This is a genomic window from Pikeienuella piscinae, assembly GCF_011044155.1.
Lineage (GTDB): Bacteria > Pseudomonadota > Alphaproteobacteria > Rhodobacterales > Rhodobacteraceae > Pikeienuella > Pikeienuella piscinae.
This window is the reverse complement of the sequence record NZ_CP049056.1, coordinates 1,585,379-1,606,813: the sequence shown is the minus strand read 5'-3', so window position 1 is coordinate 1,606,813 and position 21,435 is coordinate 1,585,379. Positions and strand designations below refer to the sequence as shown.

The following is a 21,435-nucleotide window of genomic DNA, read 5'->3' as shown; positions in this document are numbered from 1 at the left end:
GGTGGTCCGGCCCGGCGCGCTCACTGGCTCGTGCGATAGTCGCAAACCCGCGAGCGGCGCCGGTAGTCATCGGTCGCGCCGAAGAGCCGGACACGCAGACCGACCGTCAGACTGTCGGGAACGTCCTCGGTCTCGTTGAAATTCCGGTTGGCGTAGACTTCGACGGCGGCGCATTCGTTGGTGTAGGTGACGCTGGCCCGGGCGGTGTTGAAGCGGTCGCTCTCCAGATCGCGCCCGACTTCGCCGGCGAGACGCCAGTTCCTGTTCAGGTCGAGCGCGCCGCCCAGCATCGCCTCGGACCGCTCGTCGAAGGAAAGCGCGGACGGGTCGGCTTCAATGTAGAGAAGGGAGCCGTAAAGCGAAACGGGCGCATGGCGCCCCACGCCGTATATTTCCGCGCGGTTGAACTCGAACTCGTCCGATATACGAGCGCGGGCGCCGAACTGAAGCTGATCGCTATAGGTCAGGCCAAGTGATCCGACGAAATCCGAAGTCGCTCCGGTCAGACCGGCCGCGGACGAGAACTCGTCCTGATCGGTGAACCTGATCACCGCGCCGCCCGCCGCCGTGGCGCCCCAGCCCGCCGGGTCGATCCGGGTGAAGCGGGCGCCGATATTGGCGAACACGCCGGTCTCCACGCGGTCGAAGCCGGTGAAACGGTCGGTCTCGAAGAGGTTCATCTCGTCGAACTCGACCTCAACGCTGTCCTCGTTCGGGATGTCGCCCTGGTTGATGTCGCCAGGGGTTGCGATGAACTGGACGATCGGCTCAAGGATCTGGGTGGCCCCCGTCTCCTCGGAGCGCATGAACGGCATCCGCGCCTCGACGCCGGCGCGCGGCAGGAACCGGTAGGCGGCGCCGTCGAGGGCCGGATCGTCCCCTGTCTGATAGGCGTCGCCGCGCGCGTCCGCGAATCCGCGAAGCACCAGCCCGCCCTCGGTGATGACGCTTCGCGACCAGTCGGCGCCGGCGGAGATGCGCCCGGCATCGCGGCCCTCTTCACGAAAGAGCGCGCCGCCGTCGAGAGAAAAGCCAAGCTCGCCGCCGCCGACAAACGGCGTGTTCATGACCCGCCGAAGCGAAAACTCCGGAACCGGCGCCGGCAGCGTATCCTGCGGCTCGTTACGTCGCAGGCTCTGGGTGTAGCTGAGATTCAGCCCGGCCCGGTTCCGGCCGTCATAGGCGCGGATGAACGCCTCGGAGTTCAGCCTGTCGAGATCGGTGTATTCGTAGCGCCTCAGAAACGGATCGTCGGTCGCGAAGGCGAGATCAAATCCGGTATGAACGCCGTCGCCGAGGCCATAGCGCGCGGTTCCGAACCCGCCGAAGCGGGCGCGGGCGTCCTTGCCGTCGCTGTCGTAATCGGTCACGCCGAGATTAAGATCGAGGTCGATGAAGCCGGTCGCGAAACGGCGGCGGTATTCCGTCTCCAGGATCGCGCCGTCATTGGTGGCGACGAAGGGCGTCAGGGTGACGTCCGAATAATCGTCGACAACGATGTAATAGGGGAGCTTGACGCCGAACCCATAGGCGCCGTCATTGCTGATATCGGGAGCGAGGAAACCCGTCGCGCGGTCCACCTCCGGGCTCGGATGAGAGAAATAGGGCAGGTAGCCGACGGTCGCGCCGAGAACGTCGAAATAGGCGTCCTCGTAATGAATCCGCCGTTCTTCCTGATCGTGGATGATGCGTTCCGCCCGGATTCGCCAGAGCGGGGATGGCGACGCGGCGCAGACTTCACAGGGGCTGAACACCGCCTTCGTGAGGACATTGTAGCGATCCTCGACGCGTTCAGCTTCCGCCGCAGCGAATTTCGCCGCGCCGCCGGCGATCACCGCCTTCGCCCCATCGATGATGCCATTGCGGAATTCGGCGTCGAGATCCGCAGCGTCGGCGAATACCGTCTCGCCGGATTCGGTCCTGAGCACCATGGCGCCGGCGGCGCGGAGCCGATCGGCGTTCGAATCGTAGCTGATCTCGTCAGCGGTCAGCGTCCGTCCGTCTCGAAAGACCTGCACGTCGCCCCGCGCGGTGACGACGCCAGTTTCGCTGGAATAACTGATTTCGTCGGCGATCAGCGCGACCGGCGCGCCGCGCGTCGCGTCCGCGCGGGCCTCCGCAAAAACGAGCTGCGCCAGCGCCGTGACGACCACGATGGAAAGAATGCGGCGAAATTCGAACATCATGCTGGGGGCGGCTCCATCGGGTCGGCGCAGCTTAGGTTCGTGACCCTCGACTAGGCAAGGCGGACCGGGTTCGAATCCGCGGCGCGCCGATCGGGCGCAGGCGCCGGGGCGCGCATGACGCCGGAATCCTCGAAAAATTCGCGAAAGGGCCTCAAATCGCCGCCGCGATACTTATATAGGAGGAGGCGACAGGCGCCCATCGCGGCGCGAGAGCAATGACAGGCGCCATGATCCGTTTCTTCGGCTTTCTATTCAGCGCGGGCTCGATCGCGGTTGTAGCCGGCGTCGCCGTGATCGGCGCCGTGCTCTGGATCTACGACCGCGACCTGCCCGATTACGATGAACTGACGAACTATCAGCCAGCGACGCTGAGCCGGGTCTATTCCGGCGAGGGCGAGGTGATAGCCGAATTCGCCGAGGAGCGGCGGATTTTCACGCCTATCGACGAAATTCCGGCGCTGGTGAAGCAGGCGTTCATCTCCGCCGAGGACAAGAATTTCTACGATCACGGCGGCGTCGACGGGCTCGGCGTTGTGAAAGCGATGGTCGACAATGTGCGCCGAGTTCAGACCGGTGAGCGGCTGCGCGGCGCCTCCACGATAACTCAGCAGGTGATCAAGAATTTCCTCCTTAACTCGGAAAGCGCGGTTGAGCGCAAGATCAAGGAGTTCATCCTCTCGTCCAGAATCGAGAGCGCGCTGAGCAAGGATCAGATCCTCGAACTCTACCTGAACGAAATCTTTCTCGGGCAGAACGCCTATGGCGTAACCGCCGCCGCGCGGCGCTATTTCGGCAAGACGCCGGGCGAATTGGCGCCGGAGGAGGCGGCCTATCTCGCGGCGCTGCCCAAGGCGCCGTCCAGCTATCATCCTGTGCGTCAGCGCGACGCCGCCGTAGCGCGGCGGAATTACGTGCTGGAGGAGATGGCGCAGAACGGTTACCTTGACCGCGCCGAGGCCGAGGCGGCGAAGGCGCGGCCGCTGGCGACGGTGATCGGCGGTGAGATCGAAAGCGATCTGCCGCCAATACCGAACTACACTTATTTCACCGACGAGATTCGTCGCCAGCTTTCCCAGAAGCTCGGCAAGAAGGAGCTGTTCGGCGGCGGCCTGACGGTGCGCGCGACGATGGACCCGGAGTTGCAGTCGCTCGGTGCGCGTGCGCTGCGCGACAAGCTGGAGCGGTGGGACCGTGAGCGCGACGGCTGGCGCGGCCCGCTCTCGACTCTCGAGGGGATCAGCGCCGATGACGAGGCGGGCTGGCGCGAAGCGCTCGCCGCCGCGCCGGCGCCCTCCGATATCGAGGGCTGGACGAAGGCTGTGGTGCTCGAGGTGGGGGAGAAAAGTGCGCGGATCGGCATTCACGAGGTCGAGGAGGATTCCGACGGCCATTACATCCCGTTCGACGATGTGAAGTGGGCGCGACCGCGCCTCGACGGGGGGCGCCTGGGCGCGGCCCCGAGGAAACCGTCCGACGTTTTCTCGGTCGGCGACGTGATTCTCGTCAAGCGAATCAACAAGGATGACGGCAGCTTCGCGCGCTGGTCGTTGCGCCAGGTGCCTCTCATCCAGGGCGCCTTCATGGCGATGGACCCGCATACCGGCCGCGTGCTCGCGCTTCAGGGCGGGTTTTCGTACGAGGCGAGCGTCTTTGATCGAGCGACGCAGGCTTACCGGCAGCCCGGCTCGAGCTTCAAACCCTTCGTCTACGCCGCCGCGTTGGACAACGGCTATTCGCCGGCGACCATCGTGCTGGACGCGCCCGTCGTCGTCTCCTTCGCCGGCGGGGACTGGAAGCCGAAGAATTACTCCAACAAGTTCTACGGCCCCTCGCCGCTGCGGCTCGGGCTGGAGATGTCGCGCAACCTGATGACCGTCCGCCTCGCGCAGGATGTCGGCATGGATATCGTCGCCGATTACGCGGAACGCTTCGGTGTTTATGACGACATGCCGTCGCATCTCAGTTACGCGCTCGGCGCTGGCGAGACGACGCTCTGGCGGATGGTCGCGGCTTACGGAATGTTCGCTAATGGCGGCAGGCGGGTCGAGCCGACGCTGGTCGACAGGGTTCAAGATCGGCGTGGAGAGACAATCTATCGCCATGACCGGAGGGAATGCGACGCCTGCGCCGCCGACGCACCGGGCGAGCGCGAGCCGTGGCCGCGACCGGTGGCGAAACGAATCATGGATCGGATCACCGCCTATCAGCTCGTTTCGCTGATGGAGGGCGTCGCCTCACGCGGCACCGCGGCGCGGCTTTCCGCGCTCGGCGTGCCGGTCGCCGGCAAGACTGGCACGACCAACGACGCCAAGGATGCCTGGTTCGTCGGCTTCACGCCAAACCTCGTGGCCGGTTGCTTCATCGGTTACGACAATCCGACGCCGATGGGTAGAGGCGGCACCGGCGGCGGGCAGTGCGCGCCGGTTTTCCAAGCCTTCATGGAGGAGGCGCTGAAGACCCACCCGGCGGGCGAGTTCAAGGCGCCCGAGGGCGTCGAGTTCGCCATGGTCGACCGCTACACTGGTGAGCGCGTGCCGGACGGATCCGGCGGCAGTGCAATCCGCGAGGTGTTCCGCGCCGGTCAGGCGCCGGACATGTATCAGACCGCGGCGGTTGTCGGCGATCTTTCCTCTTCCTTCTTTGGCGGCGGCGATCTGCCGATGTCGCTTGGCGGCGACGCGGCGACGATCGGCGATGGTGAGAGCGACGCCGCCGGCGGCGCGGAATATGGAGCCGAAACCGGGGCGGAGGGCGGCGCGATCGAGCGCCCGGCCCGCCCGCAACCGCCGCGCAGTTTGGACCGGGATCTGGAGAGCGGCGGGCTCTACTGAATGCGCGCCCGGCGCCGGGCGCCTCAGTCGCAATCCACCTCGGGGCTCGATTGTGGCAGTTCCGGGCTGCCCTCTGGGATTGCGGCGCCGTCATCCACGATCGTATCTTGCCCTGTGGCGAATTGATAAATGGGCGCCGAGCCTGCATTGTTGAAGCCGAAAAGCTGGTCGGGGTCGCCATCGCCCAGAGATAGATCGCCGAACGCGCCGGCGATATTGTCGCCCGAGAGTGGATCGCCCATGAATGTATCTTCGCCGGCGCTGCCGCAGAGACGGTTCAAGTCGTTCGCGTTGCCCGAGGCGCCATAAGCATCGATCAGGTCGTTCCCGTCCCCGCCTCTCGCCAGATTGGAGGCGACACCAGGGAAGAGGTGATCGTCGCCGGAGCCGCCGAAGAGCGTATCGTCAGCCGAGCCGCCGATGAGCGTGTCCGCGCCGCCACTTCCGTCCGCTTCAGCGGGGATCGGCGTGCTGTTCTCGAACCGGCCCAGATCGCCGCCGCCGGCGTAAATGATCCGCGTCGCGAACACGGTGGCGAAGTCCGCCGGAGCCAGAAGCGGGAACGGCGACGGCTGGTCGCTCGGCGCTGGCGGTTGTGCTTCGAACGCGTTGGTGAGGGGGAAGCTCTCTTCGAGCATCTCGCCGGCGGCGGCCCGCGCCCGAGACGCGAAGCCGCGCACTGTCGACGCCGGAGCCCGGAGCCCGTCGGCGGCCGGGATCGCCGTACGCCCTGATCGCCGAACCAGAACACGAGCCGACGGAGCGGCGAGTGATATTCGCGTGAAGATGGATGCGGAGAAGCGTCAATTCGGTAGGAGACCGGATCATTGCGGCGTTGGGAGGTCGGCGTGGGCGTGCCGGCGGCGCATCGGCGTGGCCCCGCCTTTGACCGGGGCGGCGCAGCGGCATATGTGGGGACGGAACGCAATACCGAGAGCCAATCCCATGCGCGCCGAAACGCAATCCATCGTCGAAGCCATCGAGAAATCGATGGCGCTCCTGCGCCAGCGCATCGGCTGGGAGAGCGCCGAGCGCCGCCTGGACGAGCTGAACGCGCGCGCCGAAGATCCGGAACTCTGGAACGATCCCGCCCACGCGCAGAAGGTGATGCGCGAACGCCAGACCCTCGCCGACAAGATCGATGGCTACAACGCGCTGGCGCGCGATCTCGCCGATAATATCGAGCTGATCGCGCTGGGCGAGGCGGAGAATGACGACGAGGTGGTCGCCGAAGCGGAGGCGGCGCTCGCGAAGCTCCGCGACAGCGCGGCGGAGAAGGAACTGGAGGCGCTGCTCGATGGCGAGGCCGACGCCAACGATACCTATCTGGAGATCAACGCCGGCGCCGGCGGCACTGAAAGCTGCGACTGGGCCGCGATGCTGGCGCGGATGTATGTCCGCTGGGCCGAGCGTCGCGGCTACAAGGTCGAACTGACCGCGATGAACGCCGGCGAGGAGGCCGGGATCAAATCCGCGACCTATCTCATCAAGGGACAGAACGCCTTTGGTTGGCTGAAATCGGAAAGCGGAGTTCACCGGCTCGTCCGCATCTCGCCCTTCGACAGCGCGGCGCGCCGGCATACCTCCTTCTCCTCGGTCTGGGTTTATCCGGTGGTGGATGACTCGATCGAGATCGAGATCGCGCCGAATGATATCAGGATCGATACATACCGGTCGTCCGGGGCCGGCGGGCAGCACGTGAACACCACCGATTCAGCCGTTCGGATCACCCATATTCCGACCAATATCGTCGTGACGAGTTCGGAAAAATCCCAGCATCAGAACCGCGATATAGCGATGAAGGCATTGAAATCTCGGCTCTACGACCTCGAGCTCAGACGGCGCAATCAGGCGATCCAGGACGCGCATGACGCCAAGGGGGATATCGGCTGGGGCAATCAGATCCGCTCCTATGTCCTGCAGCCCTACCAGATGGTGAAGGACCTGCGGACCGGGGTAGAGACCTCTGACAGCCAGGGCGTGCTCGACGGCGATCTCGACGCATTCATGGCGGCGGCGCTAGCGCAGGAAGTGACCGGCAAGAGCCGGGCGGAAGCCGAGGCGGCAGCGGAGTAGCGCCGCCGTTCGTTTCAGTGCCCGGCCATCGCGATGTCGCGGAGCACGTCCGCCTCCATCTCGACCTCCGCCAGCCGGTGCTTCACGATATCGCCGATGCTGACCATGCCGACGAGTCGGCCGCGCTCAACCACCGGCATGTGGCGAAAGCGCCGCGCCGTCATCTGGCGCGCGACCGAAGTGAGGCTGTCCTCCGGCGCGCAAGTCATGACCTCGGTCGACATGATCTCCTTGACCGTGGCGCGATGCGCCTCCGCGCCCCTTTCGGCGAGGCATCTGGCGATATCGCGCTCCGAGACGATGCCGAGCATCGCGGAGCCGTCCCCGCTGACAATCAGCGCGCCGACCTGAGCCAGCCTGAGCTTATGGGCGAGAATCTCGACGGTCTCACCTGGCAGCACCGTCACGACCCCGCGGTCGCGCTTGGCTTTCAAGACATCTTTGACTTTCATCCGCTTGTCTCCTCAGCCCGCCGCATCTCAGGCCCTAGGGGGCATCACGGGGCGAAGGAGCGAGGCGACGGCTTGCGCCCCTCCGCTCCTGTCAACATAGACCTTTCGGCCCCATCCCGCCACGCACGAAAGCGAGACCCGCTCGCCTGCCGGTCGCGGGGCGTTGACGCGGCCGGGCCGGCGGCTACCAATGCGCTAGGCCCCGAATTGGCGTATCCATCTCTCCGCCGGGACGGAGAGCCACGCGGGCCTGGCCGGAGATGGCGTAAAGCGCGCCGCCTCTCCAGACAGAAGAGCGCGCGCGATTTCAAATGTCGCCCTGCGCCTCGCGGGGGAGCGGACAGATATATGAATGGGCACCGTCGCCCATCGTCGCCTGAAAGGAAACCCGTTGAAACAGGTCCAACTCATCGCCAACGGTGCGCCGCACGAGGTGTGCAAGGTCGTAGACGTTCCGGACCCCGGCGCGCCGAGGCCGGGCCGGGCCGTCGTCAGGATGATGGCCTGCGGGATCAACCCGGCTGATCTTCTCGGTTTCGAGGGGCGTTATCCTGGTCCCTCCCCGCTCCCGGCCCCGTGCGGGATCGAGGGCGCAGGCGTGATCGAAGCGGTGGGGGAGGGCGGGGATCTCGCCGTCGGCGATCATGTTATCGTGCTCGCCCGCGCCAATTGGGCCGAGAAGGTCGAGGTCGATGCGGCGGCGCTGGCGCGCATTCCGAAGACGCTTTCCTGGCGCGATGCGGCGCAACTGAAGGTCAACCCGCCGACCGCGTATCTGATGCTCCGGGATTACGTGAAGCTGAAACCCGGCGACTGGGTCGCGCAGAACGCCGCAAATTCCGCCGTTGGCCTGCATCTCATCCGGTTCGCCAGGGAGATCGGCGCCCACACCGCGAATTTCGTCAGGCGCGAGGAGTTGGTCGCGCCGCTGAAGGCGCACGGCGCCGATATCGTCCTCGTCGGCGGCGAGGATCAGGCCGCGCGCTTGCGCACCGAGATCGGCGACGCCGCGGCGACGCTGGGAATCGACGCAATCGGCGGCCCCGCGACGCGCTGGATGGCGGATTGTCTTACGGATGGTGCGACGACAGTGAACTATGGCTACCTGTCCGGCGCGCCTTGTGAGATCGAGCCCTCGCACCTTATCGTCCGCGGCCAGACGCTGACCGGCTTCTGGCTTGGGCGCGGGCTCGGCAGGCTCTCCGCGCCGGAACGCGAGGCGCTATTCGCCGACATGGCCGCGGCGTTCGAGGCCGGCCGGATCGTCAGCCCGGTGGAGGCGGAATACGGCCTCGATCAACTCGCGGACGCGCTTCGCCACGCCGCCGCCGGCGGACGCGGCGGCAAGATTCTTCTCACCCCGAATGGAGCCCTTAGATGATCCTCGCCGAAAGCATCAGTCGCCTCGAAACCGAAAGTGCGTTCGAGGTTCTGGCCCGCGCCGCAGAACTGGAGCGGCAAGGGAAGGAAATCGTCAATCTCGGCATCGGTCAGCCGGATTTCAAAACCCCGGAGCACGTCGTCGACGCGGCGATCAAGGCCCTTCGCGACGGCCATCACGGTTACACCCCGGCGAACGGCGTTCTGCCGCTTCGCGAGGCGGTGGCGGCGGACGTGGCCGCGCGGCGGGGGGTCGAGATCGACCCCGGCAACATCATCATCATGCCGGGCGGCAAGCCGACGATGTTTTTCGCGATGATGCTTTTCGGTGAACCTGGGGCCGAGATCATGTATCCCGATCCTGGATTTCCGATCTACCGGTCGATGATCCGCTACACCGGCGCGACCCCGGTTCCGATTGTCCTGCGCGAGGAGAACGGCTTCGCATTTTCCGCCGAGGAGGTGCTGGCCGGGATCACCGAAAAGACTCGTCTGATCATCGTCAATTCGCCGGGTAACCCGACGGGCGGCGCGACGCCGCGCGCGGAGATCGAAAAGCTGGTCGCCGGGCTGATGGACCATCCGCAGGTCGCGGTGCTGGCCGATGAGATCTACTGCCGGATGCTCTATGAGGGGCGCGAGCATGTCAGTTTCCTGAGCTACACGGAGATCCGCGACCGGCTGATCCTGCTCGACGGCTGGTCGAAGACGTATGCGATGACTGGCTGGCGGCTCGGTTGGTCATATTGGCCGGACGGACTGGTGGAAAAGGCGACCCGTCTCTGCGTCAACGCGCATTCCTGCGTGAACGCGGCGACGCAATTCGCCGGGATCGCCGCGCTGGAAGGACCGCAGGACGCGGTGGAGGAGATGATGCGCGCCTTCGATGAGCGTCGAAAGGTGATCGTTGGCCGGCTGAACCAGCTTCCCGGCTTCACCTGCCTCGATCCCGCGGGGGCGTTCTACGCCTTTCCGAACGTGAGCGGGACCGGGATGGACGCGAAGACCCTTCAGAAGCGGTTTCTGGAGGAGGCCGGCGTCGCCACTGTGGCGGGGCCGAGCTTCGGCGTTCATGCTGACGATTACATCCGCTTCAGCTACGCCAATTCGGTGGAGAATATCGAAGAGGCGATCCGCCGGATCACCTCCTGCCTCTGATCAACAGGCGCTTCGCCGCCTGGCGGCGAAGCCCAGCCCCGCGAGGGCGGCGACAAGAAGGAACGCGGGCGCCGGAAGCGGCACGGCCGAGACGACGGAGCCTGCAACAAGAAGACGTCGCGACGCTGCGCCGCCGCAATTCGCGATTGCGCAAATGCCCTCGGATCTGAACGTGTCTCCAACAGTGAGGTTGAGGGCGATCAATCCTCCCAGATTCGTCATTTCCGCCGCGAGACTGACGATCAGGCGGGGGTCGCCGGAAAACCCGGGGCCTCCCGTGTCGGCGCCCAGGAAATCCGGGAGACTGGCGGTCGACGGGCTTACCGCCTTTACATAGGTGTCGCCGCCCCTGATCGACCCTGCGGTGGTGACGATGTTGATCGCGCTGAAGGCATCGGTTTCGGCGTCGTAATCGTAGCAGCCGGACGCGGCGCCGCCGCCGCTGAAGGTCCAGTCCCGAAGGGTCCAGGTTTTTGTCGCGGCTTCGGCCGGCGCCGCGGTGGCGAGCGCGAGGCCGGCTGCGGCGGCAAATGTCATGATGGTCAGGTTCATTTGATTCTTCATACGTCTGAAATCGTGAAAGAAAATGTGGGGGCGTGGCGTGTCAGATTCGAAATGAACAACTGCGTTATGCGATAATAAAGCTCTTCATCTAAACACTAATTTCGATTGCATGATTGCACATCTAGCCGATGGGCCGTTTGACCTCCCGTTATTCAGCCGGATAAAGCTTTGCACGGACGGTTAAACCCGCCCTGGTCACTTTGCTCGGTCGCCAGCGCCGAACTGGCTATGGGGAGACTCGCGGACTCTGATGCGGCGGTGAGGAGTGGCTTCGCCACAAAAAAACGGGAGCGCCTGAGCGCTCCCGCCATGTTTCTTGTATTCGCTTCGAAGAGGTCAGGCGGCGGCGCGGCGCCGGCGCGAGACGAAGCCGAAACCGGCGAGGCCGGACAGCAGCAGGAGCGCCGAGGCCGGCAGCGGCACGGCGTTGACCGTCAGTTCGCCGATGTCGAACCCGTCGACGGACGCTCCCGTCCCGGACGTGATGTCGACCAGCGTCAGTCGGCTGAAAATCCCATTGCCGACATTGGCGATGTCGATCGTGAACTTCGTCGATGAATTGGTCTGCGTCTTCGTGATCAAGGCGCCGTTCATTTCGATCGCGGTCGGCGCGCCGTCGTTCGACAGCGTGCCGATCTGGATGGCGCCTGTGCTGTCGAAGCTGTTGGCGCCGTCGAGCCCGCCTGGGCCGCTGACGCTGCCGCCGAGAAACAGATTGACCGCTTCCGGGAACAGCGGGTTCGGCGTGTTGTTGGTGATCTCGATCACCATGATCGGGTTCGCCAGCGCCTGCGGGTCGACGGAAGCCGAGAGAAACCCGCCGAGACCGAGCGAGAAGATCGACTGATTCGTTGCGATACCGTCGCTGATCTTTCCGAGGTCAGACCGATCAGCCGCGACGGAGCCGCCGGCGCCGTTCAGGCCCTGGTTGGCGGTGATGCTGACGGCGTTCGCCGCCATCGGAAGGCCAGCCGCAAGCGCGGCTGCCAGTATTAGTGCCTTCATGGAATTGCCCCTTCCACTCGATTGATTCACAACGGCGACAGATACGGTCGCACACACTACACACACATCGTGATTGAATAGATCTTACATAAAATGCGATCGATGTCGACGCGCTGTCGCAAGCTCATGGAACATGCGACGACATCACGCGCCCGGCCGGCCGGCGGGCGGGCGCGATCCGGTTCAGTTGCCGCCGTGCGCCGGTTTGGTAGCCGCTGGCGCGGCGCCGGCGGTCTTGAGTGGGTCCTCGGCGCGCTGCACCGAGCCTTCGAAATGGGCGCCGCTCTCGATAGCGATGGTCTTGTGAATGATATCGCCCTCGACCTTGGCGGATGATGTCAGGCGTACCTTGAGCCCGCGCACCCGTCCCTTCACATGGCCATTGACGACAATGTCGTCGGCGACGACCTCACCCGAAATCACCGCTGTTTCACCGACGGTTACGAGATGCGCGTGGATGTCGCCCTCGATCGTGCCCTCGATCTGAATGTCGCCATTCGTGGTGAGGTTGCCGGTGATCTTCAGATCGGTCGAGATCACAGAGGGGGCCGCCTTCGGTTTCGCCGCGGATGACGACGCCGTGGCGGAGGGGGCGGCGGACGAAGCAGGCGGAGCGCCCGGCGTCGACGATTTCGGAGAAATGGTGTGCGCTTCGTGTTTCGGAGCGGGTTCGTTGGTCTTGCTCTTAGAGAACATTTCGTGCGGCCTCGATATATTTCACGGGATTGACGGGGGTGCCGTCAATTCGGACTTCGTAGTGAAGATGGGTGCCGGTGCTGCGCCCGGTGCTGCCCATATCACCGATCCGGTCGCCGCGCTCGACGTGAGCGCCGACTTTCACGCGGGTCCGGTTGAGATGAGCGTATACGGTTTCGTAGCCGAACGCATGTTCAATCTCCACCACCTTGCCGTAACCGCGACGCCAGCCGACATAGGCGACCTTTCCTGCCGCGGTCGCATGGATGGGCGAGCCCCGCCGCCCGGCCATGTCGAGGCCGGTATGACGCGCCCGCCGGCCGTTGATCGGGTCCTGCCTGACGCCGAAAGGCGACGTATAGCGCACGCTGGTCGCCGGCCGTCCGAACGGCATGCGATCAGCCGCGATGCGGAGCAGATTGACGCGCTCGAGATTCGACATCAGCGCCGCCAGGCGCGGCGCGTCGTCCGCATCTTCGCTCAGCGCCTCTACCTCATCGGCGGGCAGGAACGGGCCGCCGGCGCCGCCATGCTCACGGCGAACCGCGTCGAGGATCGGATCCAGCTTCACTCCGGTCTCCTCGAATACGCTCTCGAGCGAGCCGAGGCTGGCCGCGGCCGCATCCTCGAGCTGGGTGAACAGCCGGTCCTGGCGCGCGGCGCGTTCAGATATCTCTTCGCTTAGCTCGTCGATCTGAAGGGTTAGCGACTGCGTGGTCTCGGCGGCGTCGTCGCGGGCGGTGACGACGTCGTCCAGCGTCGCGTTGAGCGCGGCGAGCATGTCGGCGCGCGACTTGGCCTCGCGACTCTTTTCGGCGAGCGCGGCCTCCAGCGTCGCGACCCGGTTCTCGGTCGCCTGGCAGAGCGTCAACGCGGCGTCATGCTCTTCGGCGAGGCTGACGAGACGACTGCGCTCGGATTGAAGCCGGGCGGCGAGTTCGCGCCCATTCGCCATCGCATTGGTCAGTGTTTCATGCTCTTCCGCCAGACGCGCGGTGGAAAGATGCGCCGCTCTCCTCGCGATCGAGAGCGCTTCGGCGGCTTGGATCGTCTTTCGCGTCAGGGTTGCTATCCGCGCTTCGTAGGCGGCTTCTGTCGCCGCCAGCCGTTCGGTCGCGGCCGAAGCCCGGATCGCGGTCTGCGCCAGCTTCAGGCTTGCAAAGCCGGTCCAGCCGAGTCCAGCGACGACGAGCGCCGCCGCGCAGACCTGCGCGAGCGGCGAGACCCGGAAATAGCGCGTGCTGGCCTCCGAGCGCAGAATCAGCCGTCGTTCCGGAAACAAGAACGCAAGACGTCGGTTCACGCCTTCGCTTAGTCTCTGGAGCATTCCGCCTCCGCCACTCTCTCTCGCCTAGTTCTTATCGCGGATTTTTGATCCGCGTTGCCGATGTGCCTACGCGATCGGCGGGCGAGCATCAAGAATTTACTCGCCTCACCCGGCGTCATTGACGAGCGGCCAATAGAAATCGGGCGGCAGGCCCGCCTCCCCGCGCTTTTCTTCGTTGAAGGGCGGTTTCGGACCGGCTGGGAAATATTTGCGAACGAGGGCGTGAAATGCGGGTTTCGGGTCATCGTCGCGCCGGCCACAGAGGAAATTGAACCACTTCGCGCCATAGGCGACATGCGCGACCTCCTCGGCGTAGATCACGCGAAGCGCGGCGACGCTTTTCTCGTCGCCGGCCGCCTCGAAAGCCGCGATCATCCCCGGCGTCACGTCCAGCCCGCGCGCCTCCAGCACCATCGGCACGACCGCGAGCCGCGCCATGATATCCGCCCGCGTGTCCTTCGCCGCGCGCCACATGCCGGCGTGAGCGGGCAGGGCGCCGTAATGCGTTCCCATCGCCTCCAGCCGGTCGGCGACCAGGCCGAAATGCTTCGCCTCGTCATCGCCGGCGGCGACCCAGTCGTCGAAAAACCCGGTGGGCAGGTCGCGGTCGGCGAAACGCGCCGCCATGTCCCAGTGCAGATCGATCGCGTTCAACTCGATATGCGCGATGGCGTGGAGCAGCGCCGCGCGGCCAGCCGCCCCGCCCCGGCGCCGCTTCGGCATATCGCGTGGCGGAAGCAGCAAGGGCGTCGCCGGGCGCGCGGGCGCGTCGGGTGGCGGAGTGTCGCCTATCCGCGCCTCGCCCCGGGCGCGGGCGTCCCGCCAGAGCGCCGCGGCCGCCCGCGCCTTTCGCGCCTTTTCGCGCGCGTCGCTCTCCGTCAGGACGCCAAGCGCGAGCTGGGTCAGGTGCGGCGTATCAGTCAAGCGCCTGCGCCGCCCTGAGAACGTCGGCCACGTGGCCCTTCACCTTCACCTTGCGCCAGACCTGCCGGACGACGCCTGCGGCGTCAATCAGGAAAGTGGCGCGCTCCACCCCCATATGAACCTTTCCATACATGTTCTTCTCGACCCAGACGCCGTAATTTTCGGCGGTGGTCCCGTGCTCGTCGGAGGCGAGAACGACCCCGAGCCCGTGTTTCGCAATGAACTTCTCGTGTTTCTGAACGCTGTCTTTGGAGACTCCGATCACCGTGACGCCGGCGGCCGCGAACGCCGCCGCTTCGGTGGTGAAGTCGAGCGCCTCGGTAGTGCAGCCGGGCGTGTCGTCCCTCGGATAGAAATAGAGGACGGTTTTGCCGCCCGTTCCCGCGCCGAGGGCGACCTCGCCGCCGGGGGCGGGCAATGTGAACGCGGGGGCCGCGTCGCCCGGCTTCGGACCTTGGAGATTTGGCATCAGTCGCTCCTTCAAGCGGATCGGATTCATGGTTAAGGTGCGCCGGGAACCTGATCGGGACCGCCGCCGGGAGACGCCGCTCCGCGGCGCGCCCATCGCGACCATAGGGATTTCGCCGGGCCTTGCGTCAAGGGGGGTATCGGCGACAGGAGAGCGCATGGCGCGATGCGGACGATGAGCGAAGAGAAGAAGAGCGCCCGGACGCCGCGCGAACGCCGCGGTCTCGCCTCGCGACTCGGACGAATTGTCGGTGGGGTGCTGAGCGCGCTTCTCCTCGTCGCCATTCTCGCGCCCGGCGCAGTCTATCTCAGGCTCGTCGCGGGGCCGATCGACCTCGATCCGCTGCTGCCGCTAATTGAGCGTGAAGCCTCCGCGCGGCTGCCGGGCGCCCGCCTTTCGATCGGATCGGCGCGGATTGAATTCGTGACGGAGGACGAACGCGGCGGCGCGATGATAACGATTAGCGACGCCGTGCTGATCGACGATGAGACCGGGCCATTCGCGCTGGCGCCCGAACTCTCCGCGCGGTTCCGTACATCGGACCTGATCGCCGGGCGTTTCATCCCCAGCGACGTCGTCCTGACCGGGCTATCCGGTCGATTGGTGCGGGCGCCTTCCGGCGCGTTCCGTTTCGGCTTTGGGGGCCTCTCGGACGATGCGTCCGGCGATGGCGCGGCGGCGTTCGAAAGGATCCTTCTCGCCGCGACCGCCGCAGAGCCGAGCGCCGATTCGGATGGGGCGGACGATGGCGAGGGGGACGATCTGTTTGATGCTCCGGGCCGGCGAAGATTGAAGCTGCGTGACGCCTCGATCCTCTATCTCGACCAGTTCGCCGACCGGGTCTACCGGGCGGAAGGGGTGGAGATCACCTTCTGGAGCGGGCGGCGCGGACTGGCGGCGCGCGCCCGCGTCGCGCTCGACGGCGGGCGGCATGGTCAGGTTTCGGGCGATATACGTGGCCGACGCGTCGGCGCGGACGAAATCGACCTGTCGGTTCGGTTCGAGAATGCGTCGCCGGGCGATATCGCGGGACAGATCGTCGCGCTCGACTGGCTCGCGGCGTTCGACGCGCCGGTCGATGGCGAGATCGATCTGAAGATGGACATGGAGGGAACGTTGCGCGCCCTCACCGGGCGGTTCGAGGCCGGCGTCGGACGCATCGCGTTCGATGAGGAGACGTCGGAGCCGATCAGCGCCGCCGCGTTGGACTTCACCTATCAGCCGGAAACCAGCCGGTTTCAGATCGATGAAGCTTCGCTCGACGCCGAGCGCGCCCGGTTTCGCGCGGCCGGATTCGTGCAGGTTAACCGGGGCGATGATTCTGCGCCGCGCGACGTCGTCGCCCAGCTCGATTTTGATGACATAGGGGTCTCCGCGCCTGAGTTTTTCGATGCGCCGCTCGCTTACGGCGAAGGACGATTGACCGGACGGGTTACGCTGGACCCGCTCTTGATCGAGATCGGCGAATTGCGGCTCGATCGTGAGCGAATGCGTCTCGCGGCCGCGGGACGGCTCTGGCCGGAGGTCGGCGGCTGGCGCGCCGACATGACGATCGATGGCGGTGATTTCACGCTGGACGAAATGATGGCGCACTGGCCGCGCCAGGCTGCCCCTGGCGCGCGCGAATGGATGCTCGCGAACATGGAGGCGGCGGAGATCGTCGACGCGAACGCCGTGGTGCGACTCGGTGGCGGCGCCGAGGAGGAGTTGAAGATCGATTTCACCTTTCGCGACGCGGTCGGTTATCCGCTCAGGCCGATGCCGCCGATCCGCGGCGGAGTCGGCTCTGGCCAGGTCGATCTCAAGCGGTTCTCGCTGTCGCTCGACGAAGGGCATGTGAGGCCCGTGGGCGGCGGCGTGCTGGAGCTCGCCGGTTCGACCTTCGTGATCGCCGATCTCGACCATCCGGCGACGCCCGGAACCGCGACCATACGGGCGACCGGCGCCGTTGCGGATGCGCTGGCGCTGATCGACAGCGAGCCGCTGAAGCTAACCTCGGCGCTCGGCGTGCCGTTTGGAGAGGTCGCAGGGACGGCGGAGATCGAAGCGGTCACCACGATCCCGTTGCTGAAGGACTTGTTGCTGGAGGATGTCGCGGCCTCGGCCACCGCCGTCTTTCACGACGTCGCGCTGACGGCGCCTGGGCTGGAGCGGCTCGCCTCGGCCGATACGCTGACGCTGGACGCGAGCACGACGGGCTTCCTGCTTGCCGGCGACGTTATCGTCGGGACGATCCCGGCGGAGATCGTTTGGCGTGAGGAATTTTCGCCGTCCGAGCGGTCGATCACCGCGCGCGCGGATGTGACGCCGGCGCGGCTGGCGGAATTCGGGATCGATCAGGCGTGGTTCTCCGACGGGCGCGCGCAGGTCGTGGCGACGATTTCCCCCACCGCCGTTTCGACGCAGTTCTCGATCGAGACGGCGCTCGATGGCGCTACGCTTTCGATCCCCGAGATCGGCTGGTCGAAGCCGGCCGGAGCCAAGGGATCGCTTTCCGCCGCCGGGGTGCTTGCGGGAAGCCGGCTCACGCTCGACCAGTTCGCGCTGCGCTCGGCCGATCTGGTCGCGGCCGGCGCCGGCGCGACCGATGCGGAGGGCGCGCCGGAGCGCGTTGAGCTTACCGAGTTCCGATATCGTGGCGGCGTCGACCTGAAGCTGAACGCCGAGCGCGAGGGCCGCTTCTGGCGAATCGCCGTAAATGGGCCTTTTCTGGACCTCACCAGCCTCGACGATCTGATCGACGAAGCGATCTCCGACGGTCTCGACGCGCCGGAGGCCGAGGCCGGTCCGATCGCGCCGTTCCGCGTCGACGCGAAAATCGGCGAACTGCGGGTGACTGAGGACCGGGCCTTCAACGATGTCGAAGGGTTCCTGCGTCGCACCGTGGTCAATGAGGTGGTCGCGGCGGCGGATGCGCGACTCGCCGAGGGCGCGCCGGTCAGCGCCAACCTGATGCGCGGGCCGGAGGGCGGGCGGATGCGGCTCCGCATCGACGACGCCGGGCGTTTTCTGCGCGACGCCAAGGCCTTCGAGGACGGCTCGGGCGGGGTTCTGGTTCTTCGGGCCGATATCGCCAAGGGCGATCCTCTGCGTCTCTCGGGCGATGTCCGGGTGCGCAATATCGTCATTCACAAGGACGCCAAGCTGGAGCAGATGCTGGAGGGCGCGGAGCTTTCCGATCTTCGCGAGAAGATGCGCGACAACGGAATCGTCTTCGACAGCATTCTCGCGCCCTTCAGTTATGAAAACGAACGGATTGCGCTCGACGATGCCGTGGCGAAAGGACCGTCGATCGGCGTCAATATCTCCGGTGACTACGTGATTGGGGAGGACAGGCTGGATATGAGCGGCGTCTTCACGCCGCTCTACCGGATCAACAGCGCGGTTGGCGGTATTCCACTTATCGGCAAACTTCTGACCGGCGGCGATGGCCAGGGGCTGTTCGCCTTCACGTTTTCCGTCAATGGACCGATCGCGACGCCGGATGTCTACGTCAACCCGCTTTCCGTTCTCGCGCCGGGCATCCTGCGGCGGATATTCGAAGGTGCGGCGGAGGTGGAGGCCGACGCCTCCACCAGCCTCACGCCGCTCAAGGACGACACGGAGCGCTAATCCGGATCAGGCGCGTCCGGCCAGCGCGTGGCGCTTCTTGCCGGCGGAGAGCTTCAACGGCCCGGTCTCGAAATCCCCGGCGCCGAAAAGCCGTCCCGGATCCGTCACTGGCGCGTCGTTAACGCGAGCGCCGCCCTCGGCGATCAGCCGTTTCGCCTCCTTGCCGCTGGCGGCGAGCCCGGCGCGGACGAAAAGCTGCGCGGCGCTGAGTCCGGCGGCGATCTCGGCCGCGTTGAAATCGACCCGGGGCAGGTCGGCGCCCGCGCCGCCGGCCCCGAAAGTCTCCGCCGCCGTCGCCGCCGCGCGCTTCGCCGCCTCGCGGCCGCGCGAGAGGGCGGTGGTTTCGTTCGCGAGGATCTCCTTCGCCTCGTTCAACTCCGCCCCTTCGAGCGCTTCGAGCCGGGCGATCTCGTCGAGCGGCAATTCGGTGAAGAGCTTCAGGAAGCGGCCGACATCGGCGTCCGCGGTGTTGCGCCAGAATTGCCAGAAATCATACGCCGGCAGCATCTCCTCGTTCAGCCAGACCGCGCCGCCGGCGGTCTTACCCATCTTCGTCCCGTCCGCCTTGGTCAGGAGCGGCGAGGTCAGCCCGAACACTTCCGCCCCGTTCACCCGACGCGTGAGATCGACGCCGTTGACGATGTTGCCCCACTGGTCGGAGCCGCCCATCTGGAGCCGGACGCCCATGCGGCGGTTCATCTCCATGAAATCATAGGCCTGAAGCAGCATGTAATTGAATTCGAGGAAGGTCAGCGGCTGCTCGCGGTCGAGCCGGAGGCGCACGCTGTCGAAGGTCAGCATCCGGTTGATGGTGAAATGCCGGCCGAAATCGCGCAGGAAATCGACATAATTCAGCGCGTCCAGCCAGTCGGCGTTGTTGGGCATGATCGCGTCGGTCGGCCCGCCGCCATACGTCAGGTAGGCGGAGAAGACTTTCTTGATCCCCTCCATGTTCGCGCCGATCTGCTCGTTGGTCAGGAGTTGGCGCGCCTCGTCCTTGCCGGACGGGTCGCCGATCCGCGTCGTCCCGCCGCCCATGAGCGTGACCGGCTTGTTCCCAGTCTTCTGGAACCAGCGCAGCATCATGATGTTCACCAGATGCCCGACATGGAGAGAAGCGCCGGTGCAGTCATAGCCGACATAACCGGGAACGCCCCCGGCGCGCAGCGCGTCGTCGAGCCCCTGCAGATCGGTGCAGTCCTGGATGAACCCACGCGAAGTCAGCGTGTGGAGGAAGTCTGAGCGTGGCGAAAAGGTCATGTTCGGTCTCGGCTGGATCGGTCGCGTCTGGCGGGGCGGGTTGCGTCGCTCTATACCGGAGCGGGCCTGAAAGGGAAGTGCATGGCGGAACCGATCTGGGCGCTCGGCATGATGTCCGGCACTTCGCTGGACGGAATTGACGCGGCGCTCGTCCTCACCGATGGCGAGACCATCTCCGCGTTCGGGCCGGGCGCCGAAACCCCGTTCCGCGCCGGCGAGATGCGCCATGTCGAGGCGGTGATGGGGGACTGGCGCGCCTTTCGCCCACCCGCCGGCGCGGCGCGCGCGGACAAGCTGCTGAAAGCCGAGCGCGACGTTCTTCGCGCCCACGCCGCCGCGGCTGCGGCGCTGCTCGCCGATGCGGCAGAAGCCCCCGCGGTGATCGGTTTTCACGGTCAGACCGTCGCCCATGCGCCCGACGAGGGCTGGACATGGCAGATCGGCGACGGGGCGGCGCTGGCGCGGGCGCTGAACCGGCCGGTCGTCTGGGATTTTCGCTCCGACGACATGAAGGCGGGGGGTGAGGGCGCGCCGCTCGCGCCGTTCTTTCATTTCGCGCTCGCCAAGCATATCGGCGCAGCGGTGCCGGTCGCCTTTCTGAATATCGGCGGCGTCGCCAACGTCACCTGGGTGAATCCGGCGCTTTCGGCGCCCGAGACTGCGGGCGCGCTTGTCGCCTTCGACACCGGGCCGGGCAACGCGCTGATAAACGACTGGATGGCGCGAAGAACCGGCGCGCCGCTGGATCGCGATGGCGCGGCGGCGGGCGCCGGCCGGGTGAGTCGCGCGGCGCTGCGTTCCAACGCCGCCGCCGCCTATCTCGACCGTAAGCCGCCGAAATCCCTCGACCGCAACGAATTTGCGGCGGTTCTGGCGGCGGTGGACGGACTATCAGTCGAGGATGGTGCGGCGACGCTGACCGCGCTCACCGCCGAAACCGTGGCGGAGAGCCTGCGCCACATGCCCGCGCCGCCTTCGCGCTGGCTGGTCTGCGGCGGCGGGCGGCGGAACGGCGCGATGATGCGGATGCTGGGGGAACGGATCGACGCTCCGGTCGATCCGGTGGAGGCTGTGGGCCTCGACGGCGACCTGATCGAGGCGCAGGCTTTCGCCTATCTCGCCGTCAGGGTCATGCGCGGCCTGCCGATCTCCGCCCCGGCGACCACGGGCTGCGCGGCGCCGGTCGCCGGCGGACGGATATCAAGGTCGGATCGGAACCCCGCTCAGGTCCAGGTCATAGCGACGAGAACCAGAATCCCGCCGAGCAGCGCGCCGGAGACGAAAACGCCGGCCAGGGGATAGAGGCCGCCGATCGCCGGCTCGTCATGCGGGTCGCCCTGCTTCGGTTGCCTGTCCTTCAGGTGCAGCGGGTTTTCTTCCGGTTCGATCATCTCTCGTCTCCTTCTTTGCGAGAGAGACGCACGCTTGCAAGCCGAGTGCGTCACCCGGCGTCGCGGTCGGCGAGGGCGGTCGTGCGCCACTCTCGGGAAGGAAC

Annotated in this window: 17 protein-coding genes; 6 read left to right on the top strand and 11 right to left on the bottom strand. The window is 66.2% G+C overall.

Going from position 1 to position 21,435, the window contains the following annotated elements; all coding sequences use genetic code 11:
* Positions 1-20: 20 nt before the first annotated feature.
* On the bottom strand, positions 21-2,186 hold the full coding sequence (locus tag G5B40_RS07765; RefSeq protein WP_165097165.1) for an LPS-assembly protein LptD: 2,166 nt from the start codon (positions 2,184-2,186) through the stop codon (positions 21-23).
* A 227-nt stretch (positions 2,187-2,413) separates the two neighbouring features.
* Here G5B40_RS07765 and G5B40_RS07760 point away from each other — a divergent pair, with 227 nt between their 5' ends.
* Entirely contained in the window at positions 2,414-5,017 is a 2,604-nt protein-coding gene (locus tag G5B40_RS07760; protein WP_165097162.1) for a penicillin-binding protein 1A, read from the top strand.
* A gap of 23 nt (positions 5,018-5,040) precedes the next feature.
* Here the strand turns inward: G5B40_RS07760 and G5B40_RS07755 are convergent, their stop codons facing one another.
* Positions 5,041-5,697, bottom strand: coding sequence for a calcium-binding protein (locus tag G5B40_RS07755; RefSeq protein WP_165097159.1), 657 nt, complete (start codon positions 5,695-5,697; stop codon positions 5,041-5,043).
* A 265-nt stretch (positions 5,698-5,962) separates the two neighbouring features.
* Here G5B40_RS07755 and prfB point away from each other — a divergent pair, with 265 nt between their 5' ends.
* Positions 5,963-7,093, top strand: a complete 1,131-nt coding sequence (gene prfB, locus G5B40_RS07750; RefSeq protein ID WP_165097157.1) for a peptide chain release factor 2 — start codon at positions 5,963-5,965, stop codon at positions 7,091-7,093.
* Between the two features lie 14 nt (positions 7,094-7,107).
* On the opposite strand, the gene G5B40_RS07745 is transcribed toward prfB, so the two are convergent.
* On the bottom strand, positions 7,108-7,545 hold the full coding sequence (locus G5B40_RS07745) for a CBS domain-containing protein (RefSeq protein WP_165097154.1): 438 nt from the start codon (positions 7,543-7,545) through the stop codon (positions 7,108-7,110).
* Between the two features lie 391 nt (positions 7,546-7,936).
* On the opposite strand from G5B40_RS07745, the gene G5B40_RS07740 reads away from it, so the two are divergent.
* Both G5B40_RS07740 and G5B40_RS07735 read left to right on the top strand, forming a co-directional pair.
* A complete protein-coding gene (locus tag G5B40_RS07740) occupies positions 7,937-8,926 on the top strand; it encodes a zinc-dependent alcohol dehydrogenase family protein (RefSeq protein ID WP_165097152.1) in 990 nt (329 codons plus the stop codon).
* Complete coding sequence (locus G5B40_RS07735) at positions 8,923-10,083, top strand: pyridoxal phosphate-dependent aminotransferase (protein WP_165097149.1); 1,161 nt, start codon at positions 8,923-8,925, stop codon at positions 10,081-10,083. Before G5B40_RS07740 ends, G5B40_RS07735 begins: the two co-directional genes overlap by 4 nt.
* On the opposite strand, the gene G5B40_RS07730 is transcribed toward G5B40_RS07735, so the two are convergent.
* The 6 genes from G5B40_RS07730 to G5B40_RS07705 form a co-directional block, all read right to left on the bottom strand.
* Positions 10,084-10,635, bottom strand: a complete 552-nt coding sequence (locus tag G5B40_RS07730; RefSeq protein ID WP_165097146.1) for a hypothetical protein — start codon at positions 10,633-10,635, stop codon at positions 10,084-10,086.
* 348 nt (positions 10,636-10,983) lie between these two features.
* Positions 10,984-11,652, bottom strand: a complete 669-nt coding sequence (locus G5B40_RS07725; protein WP_165097144.1) for a VPLPA-CTERM sorting domain-containing protein — start codon at positions 11,650-11,652, stop codon at positions 10,984-10,986.
* Positions 11,653-11,835: 183 nt separating this feature from the next.
* Complete coding sequence (locus G5B40_RS07720) at positions 11,836-12,348, bottom strand: bactofilin family protein (RefSeq protein ID WP_165097141.1); 513 nt, start codon at positions 12,346-12,348, stop codon at positions 11,836-11,838.
* Positions 12,338-13,675 carry a DUF5930 domain-containing protein gene (locus G5B40_RS07715; protein ID WP_165097138.1) on the bottom strand — a complete coding sequence of 446 codons (1,338 nt, stop codon included), beginning with the start codon at positions 13,673-13,675 and terminating at the stop codon, positions 12,338-12,340. The genes G5B40_RS07720 and G5B40_RS07715 overlap by 11 nt, the downstream gene beginning before the upstream one ends.
* Before the next feature lie 105 nt (positions 13,676-13,780).
* Positions 13,781-14,599 carry a ferritin-like domain-containing protein gene (locus G5B40_RS07710; RefSeq protein WP_246209754.1) on the bottom strand — a complete coding sequence of 273 codons (819 nt, stop codon included), beginning with the start codon at positions 14,597-14,599 and terminating at the stop codon, positions 13,781-13,783.
* On the bottom strand, positions 14,592-15,068 hold the full coding sequence (locus tag G5B40_RS07705) for a peroxiredoxin (RefSeq protein ID WP_165097135.1): 477 nt from the start codon (positions 15,066-15,068) through the stop codon (positions 14,592-14,594). The genes G5B40_RS07710 and G5B40_RS07705 overlap by 8 nt, the downstream gene beginning before the upstream one ends.
* Before the next feature lie 174 nt (positions 15,069-15,242).
* Here G5B40_RS07705 and G5B40_RS07700 point away from each other — a divergent pair, with 174 nt between their 5' ends.
* Entirely contained in the window at positions 15,243-18,680 is a 3,438-nt protein-coding gene (locus tag G5B40_RS07700) for an AsmA-like C-terminal region-containing protein (protein WP_165097132.1), read from the top strand.
* 6 nt (positions 18,681-18,686) lie between these two features.
* Here G5B40_RS07700 and tyrS read toward each other — a convergent pair whose 3' ends face one another.
* On the bottom strand, positions 18,687-19,940 hold the full coding sequence (tyrS, locus tag G5B40_RS07695; protein WP_165097129.1) for a tyrosine--tRNA ligase: 1,254 nt from the start codon (positions 19,938-19,940) through the stop codon (positions 18,687-18,689).
* An 81-nt stretch (positions 19,941-20,021) separates the two neighbouring features.
* Between tyrS and G5B40_RS07690 the strand changes: the two genes are divergently transcribed.
* Positions 20,022-21,242, top strand: coding sequence for an anhydro-N-acetylmuramic acid kinase (locus G5B40_RS07690; RefSeq protein WP_165097127.1), 1,221 nt, complete (start codon positions 20,022-20,024; stop codon positions 21,240-21,242).
* Here G5B40_RS07690 and G5B40_RS07685 read toward each other — a convergent pair.
* On the bottom strand, positions 21,164-21,331 hold the full coding sequence (locus tag G5B40_RS07685) for a hypothetical protein (RefSeq protein WP_165097124.1): 168 nt from the start codon (positions 21,329-21,331) through the stop codon (positions 21,164-21,166). The two genes, G5B40_RS07690 and G5B40_RS07685, sit on opposite strands and share 79 nt — an antisense overlap.
* Positions 21,332-21,435: the final 104 nt, after the last annotated feature.

Bases quoted from the DNA above. Each gene is read 5' to 3' on its own strand.
- G5B40_RS07765 (WP_165097165.1), bottom strand. From the start codon at position 2,186: ATGATGTTCGAATTTCGCCGCATTCTTTCCATCGTGGTCGTCACGGCG.
- G5B40_RS07760 (WP_165097162.1), top strand. From the start codon at position 2,414: ATGATCCGTTTCTTCGGCTTTCTATTCAGCGCGGGCTCGATCGCGGTT.
- prfB (WP_165097157.1), top strand. From the start codon at position 5,963: ATGCGCGCCGAAACGCAATCCATCGTCGAAGCCATCGAGAAATCGATG.
- G5B40_RS07745 (WP_165097154.1), bottom strand. From the start codon at position 7,545: ATGAAAGTCAAAGATGTCTTGAAAGCCAAGCGCGACCGCGGGGTCGTG.
- G5B40_RS07735 (WP_165097149.1), top strand. From the start codon at position 8,923: ATGATCCTCGCCGAAAGCATCAGTCGCCTCGAAACCGAAAGTGCGTTC.
- G5B40_RS07730 (WP_165097146.1), bottom strand. From the start codon at position 10,635: ATGAACCTGACCATCATGACATTTGCCGCCGCAGCCGGCCTCGCGCTC.
- G5B40_RS07725 (WP_165097144.1), bottom strand. From the start codon at position 11,652: ATGAAGGCACTAATACTGGCAGCCGCGCTTGCGGCTGGCCTTCCGATG.
- G5B40_RS07720 (WP_165097141.1), bottom strand. From the start codon at position 12,348: ATGTTCTCTAAGAGCAAGACCAACGAACCCGCTCCGAAACACGAAGCG.
- G5B40_RS07715 (WP_165097138.1), bottom strand. From the start codon at position 13,675: ATGCTCCAGAGACTAAGCGAAGGCGTGAACCGACGTCTTGCGTTCTTG.
- G5B40_RS07705 (WP_165097135.1), bottom strand. From the start codon at position 15,068: ATGCCAAATCTCCAAGGTCCGAAGCCGGGCGACGCGGCCCCCGCGTTC.
- G5B40_RS07700 (WP_165097132.1), top strand. From the start codon at position 15,243: ATGAGCGAAGAGAAGAAGAGCGCCCGGACGCCGCGCGAACGCCGCGGT.
- tyrS (WP_165097129.1), bottom strand. From the start codon at position 19,940: ATGACCTTTTCGCCACGCTCAGACTTCCTCCACACGCTGACTTCGCGT.
- G5B40_RS07690 (WP_165097127.1), top strand. From the start codon at position 20,022: ATGGCGGAACCGATCTGGGCGCTCGGCATGATGTCCGGCACTTCGCTG.
- G5B40_RS07685 (WP_165097124.1), bottom strand. From the start codon at position 21,331: ATGATCGAACCGGAAGAAAACCCGCTGCACCTGAAGGACAGGCAACCG.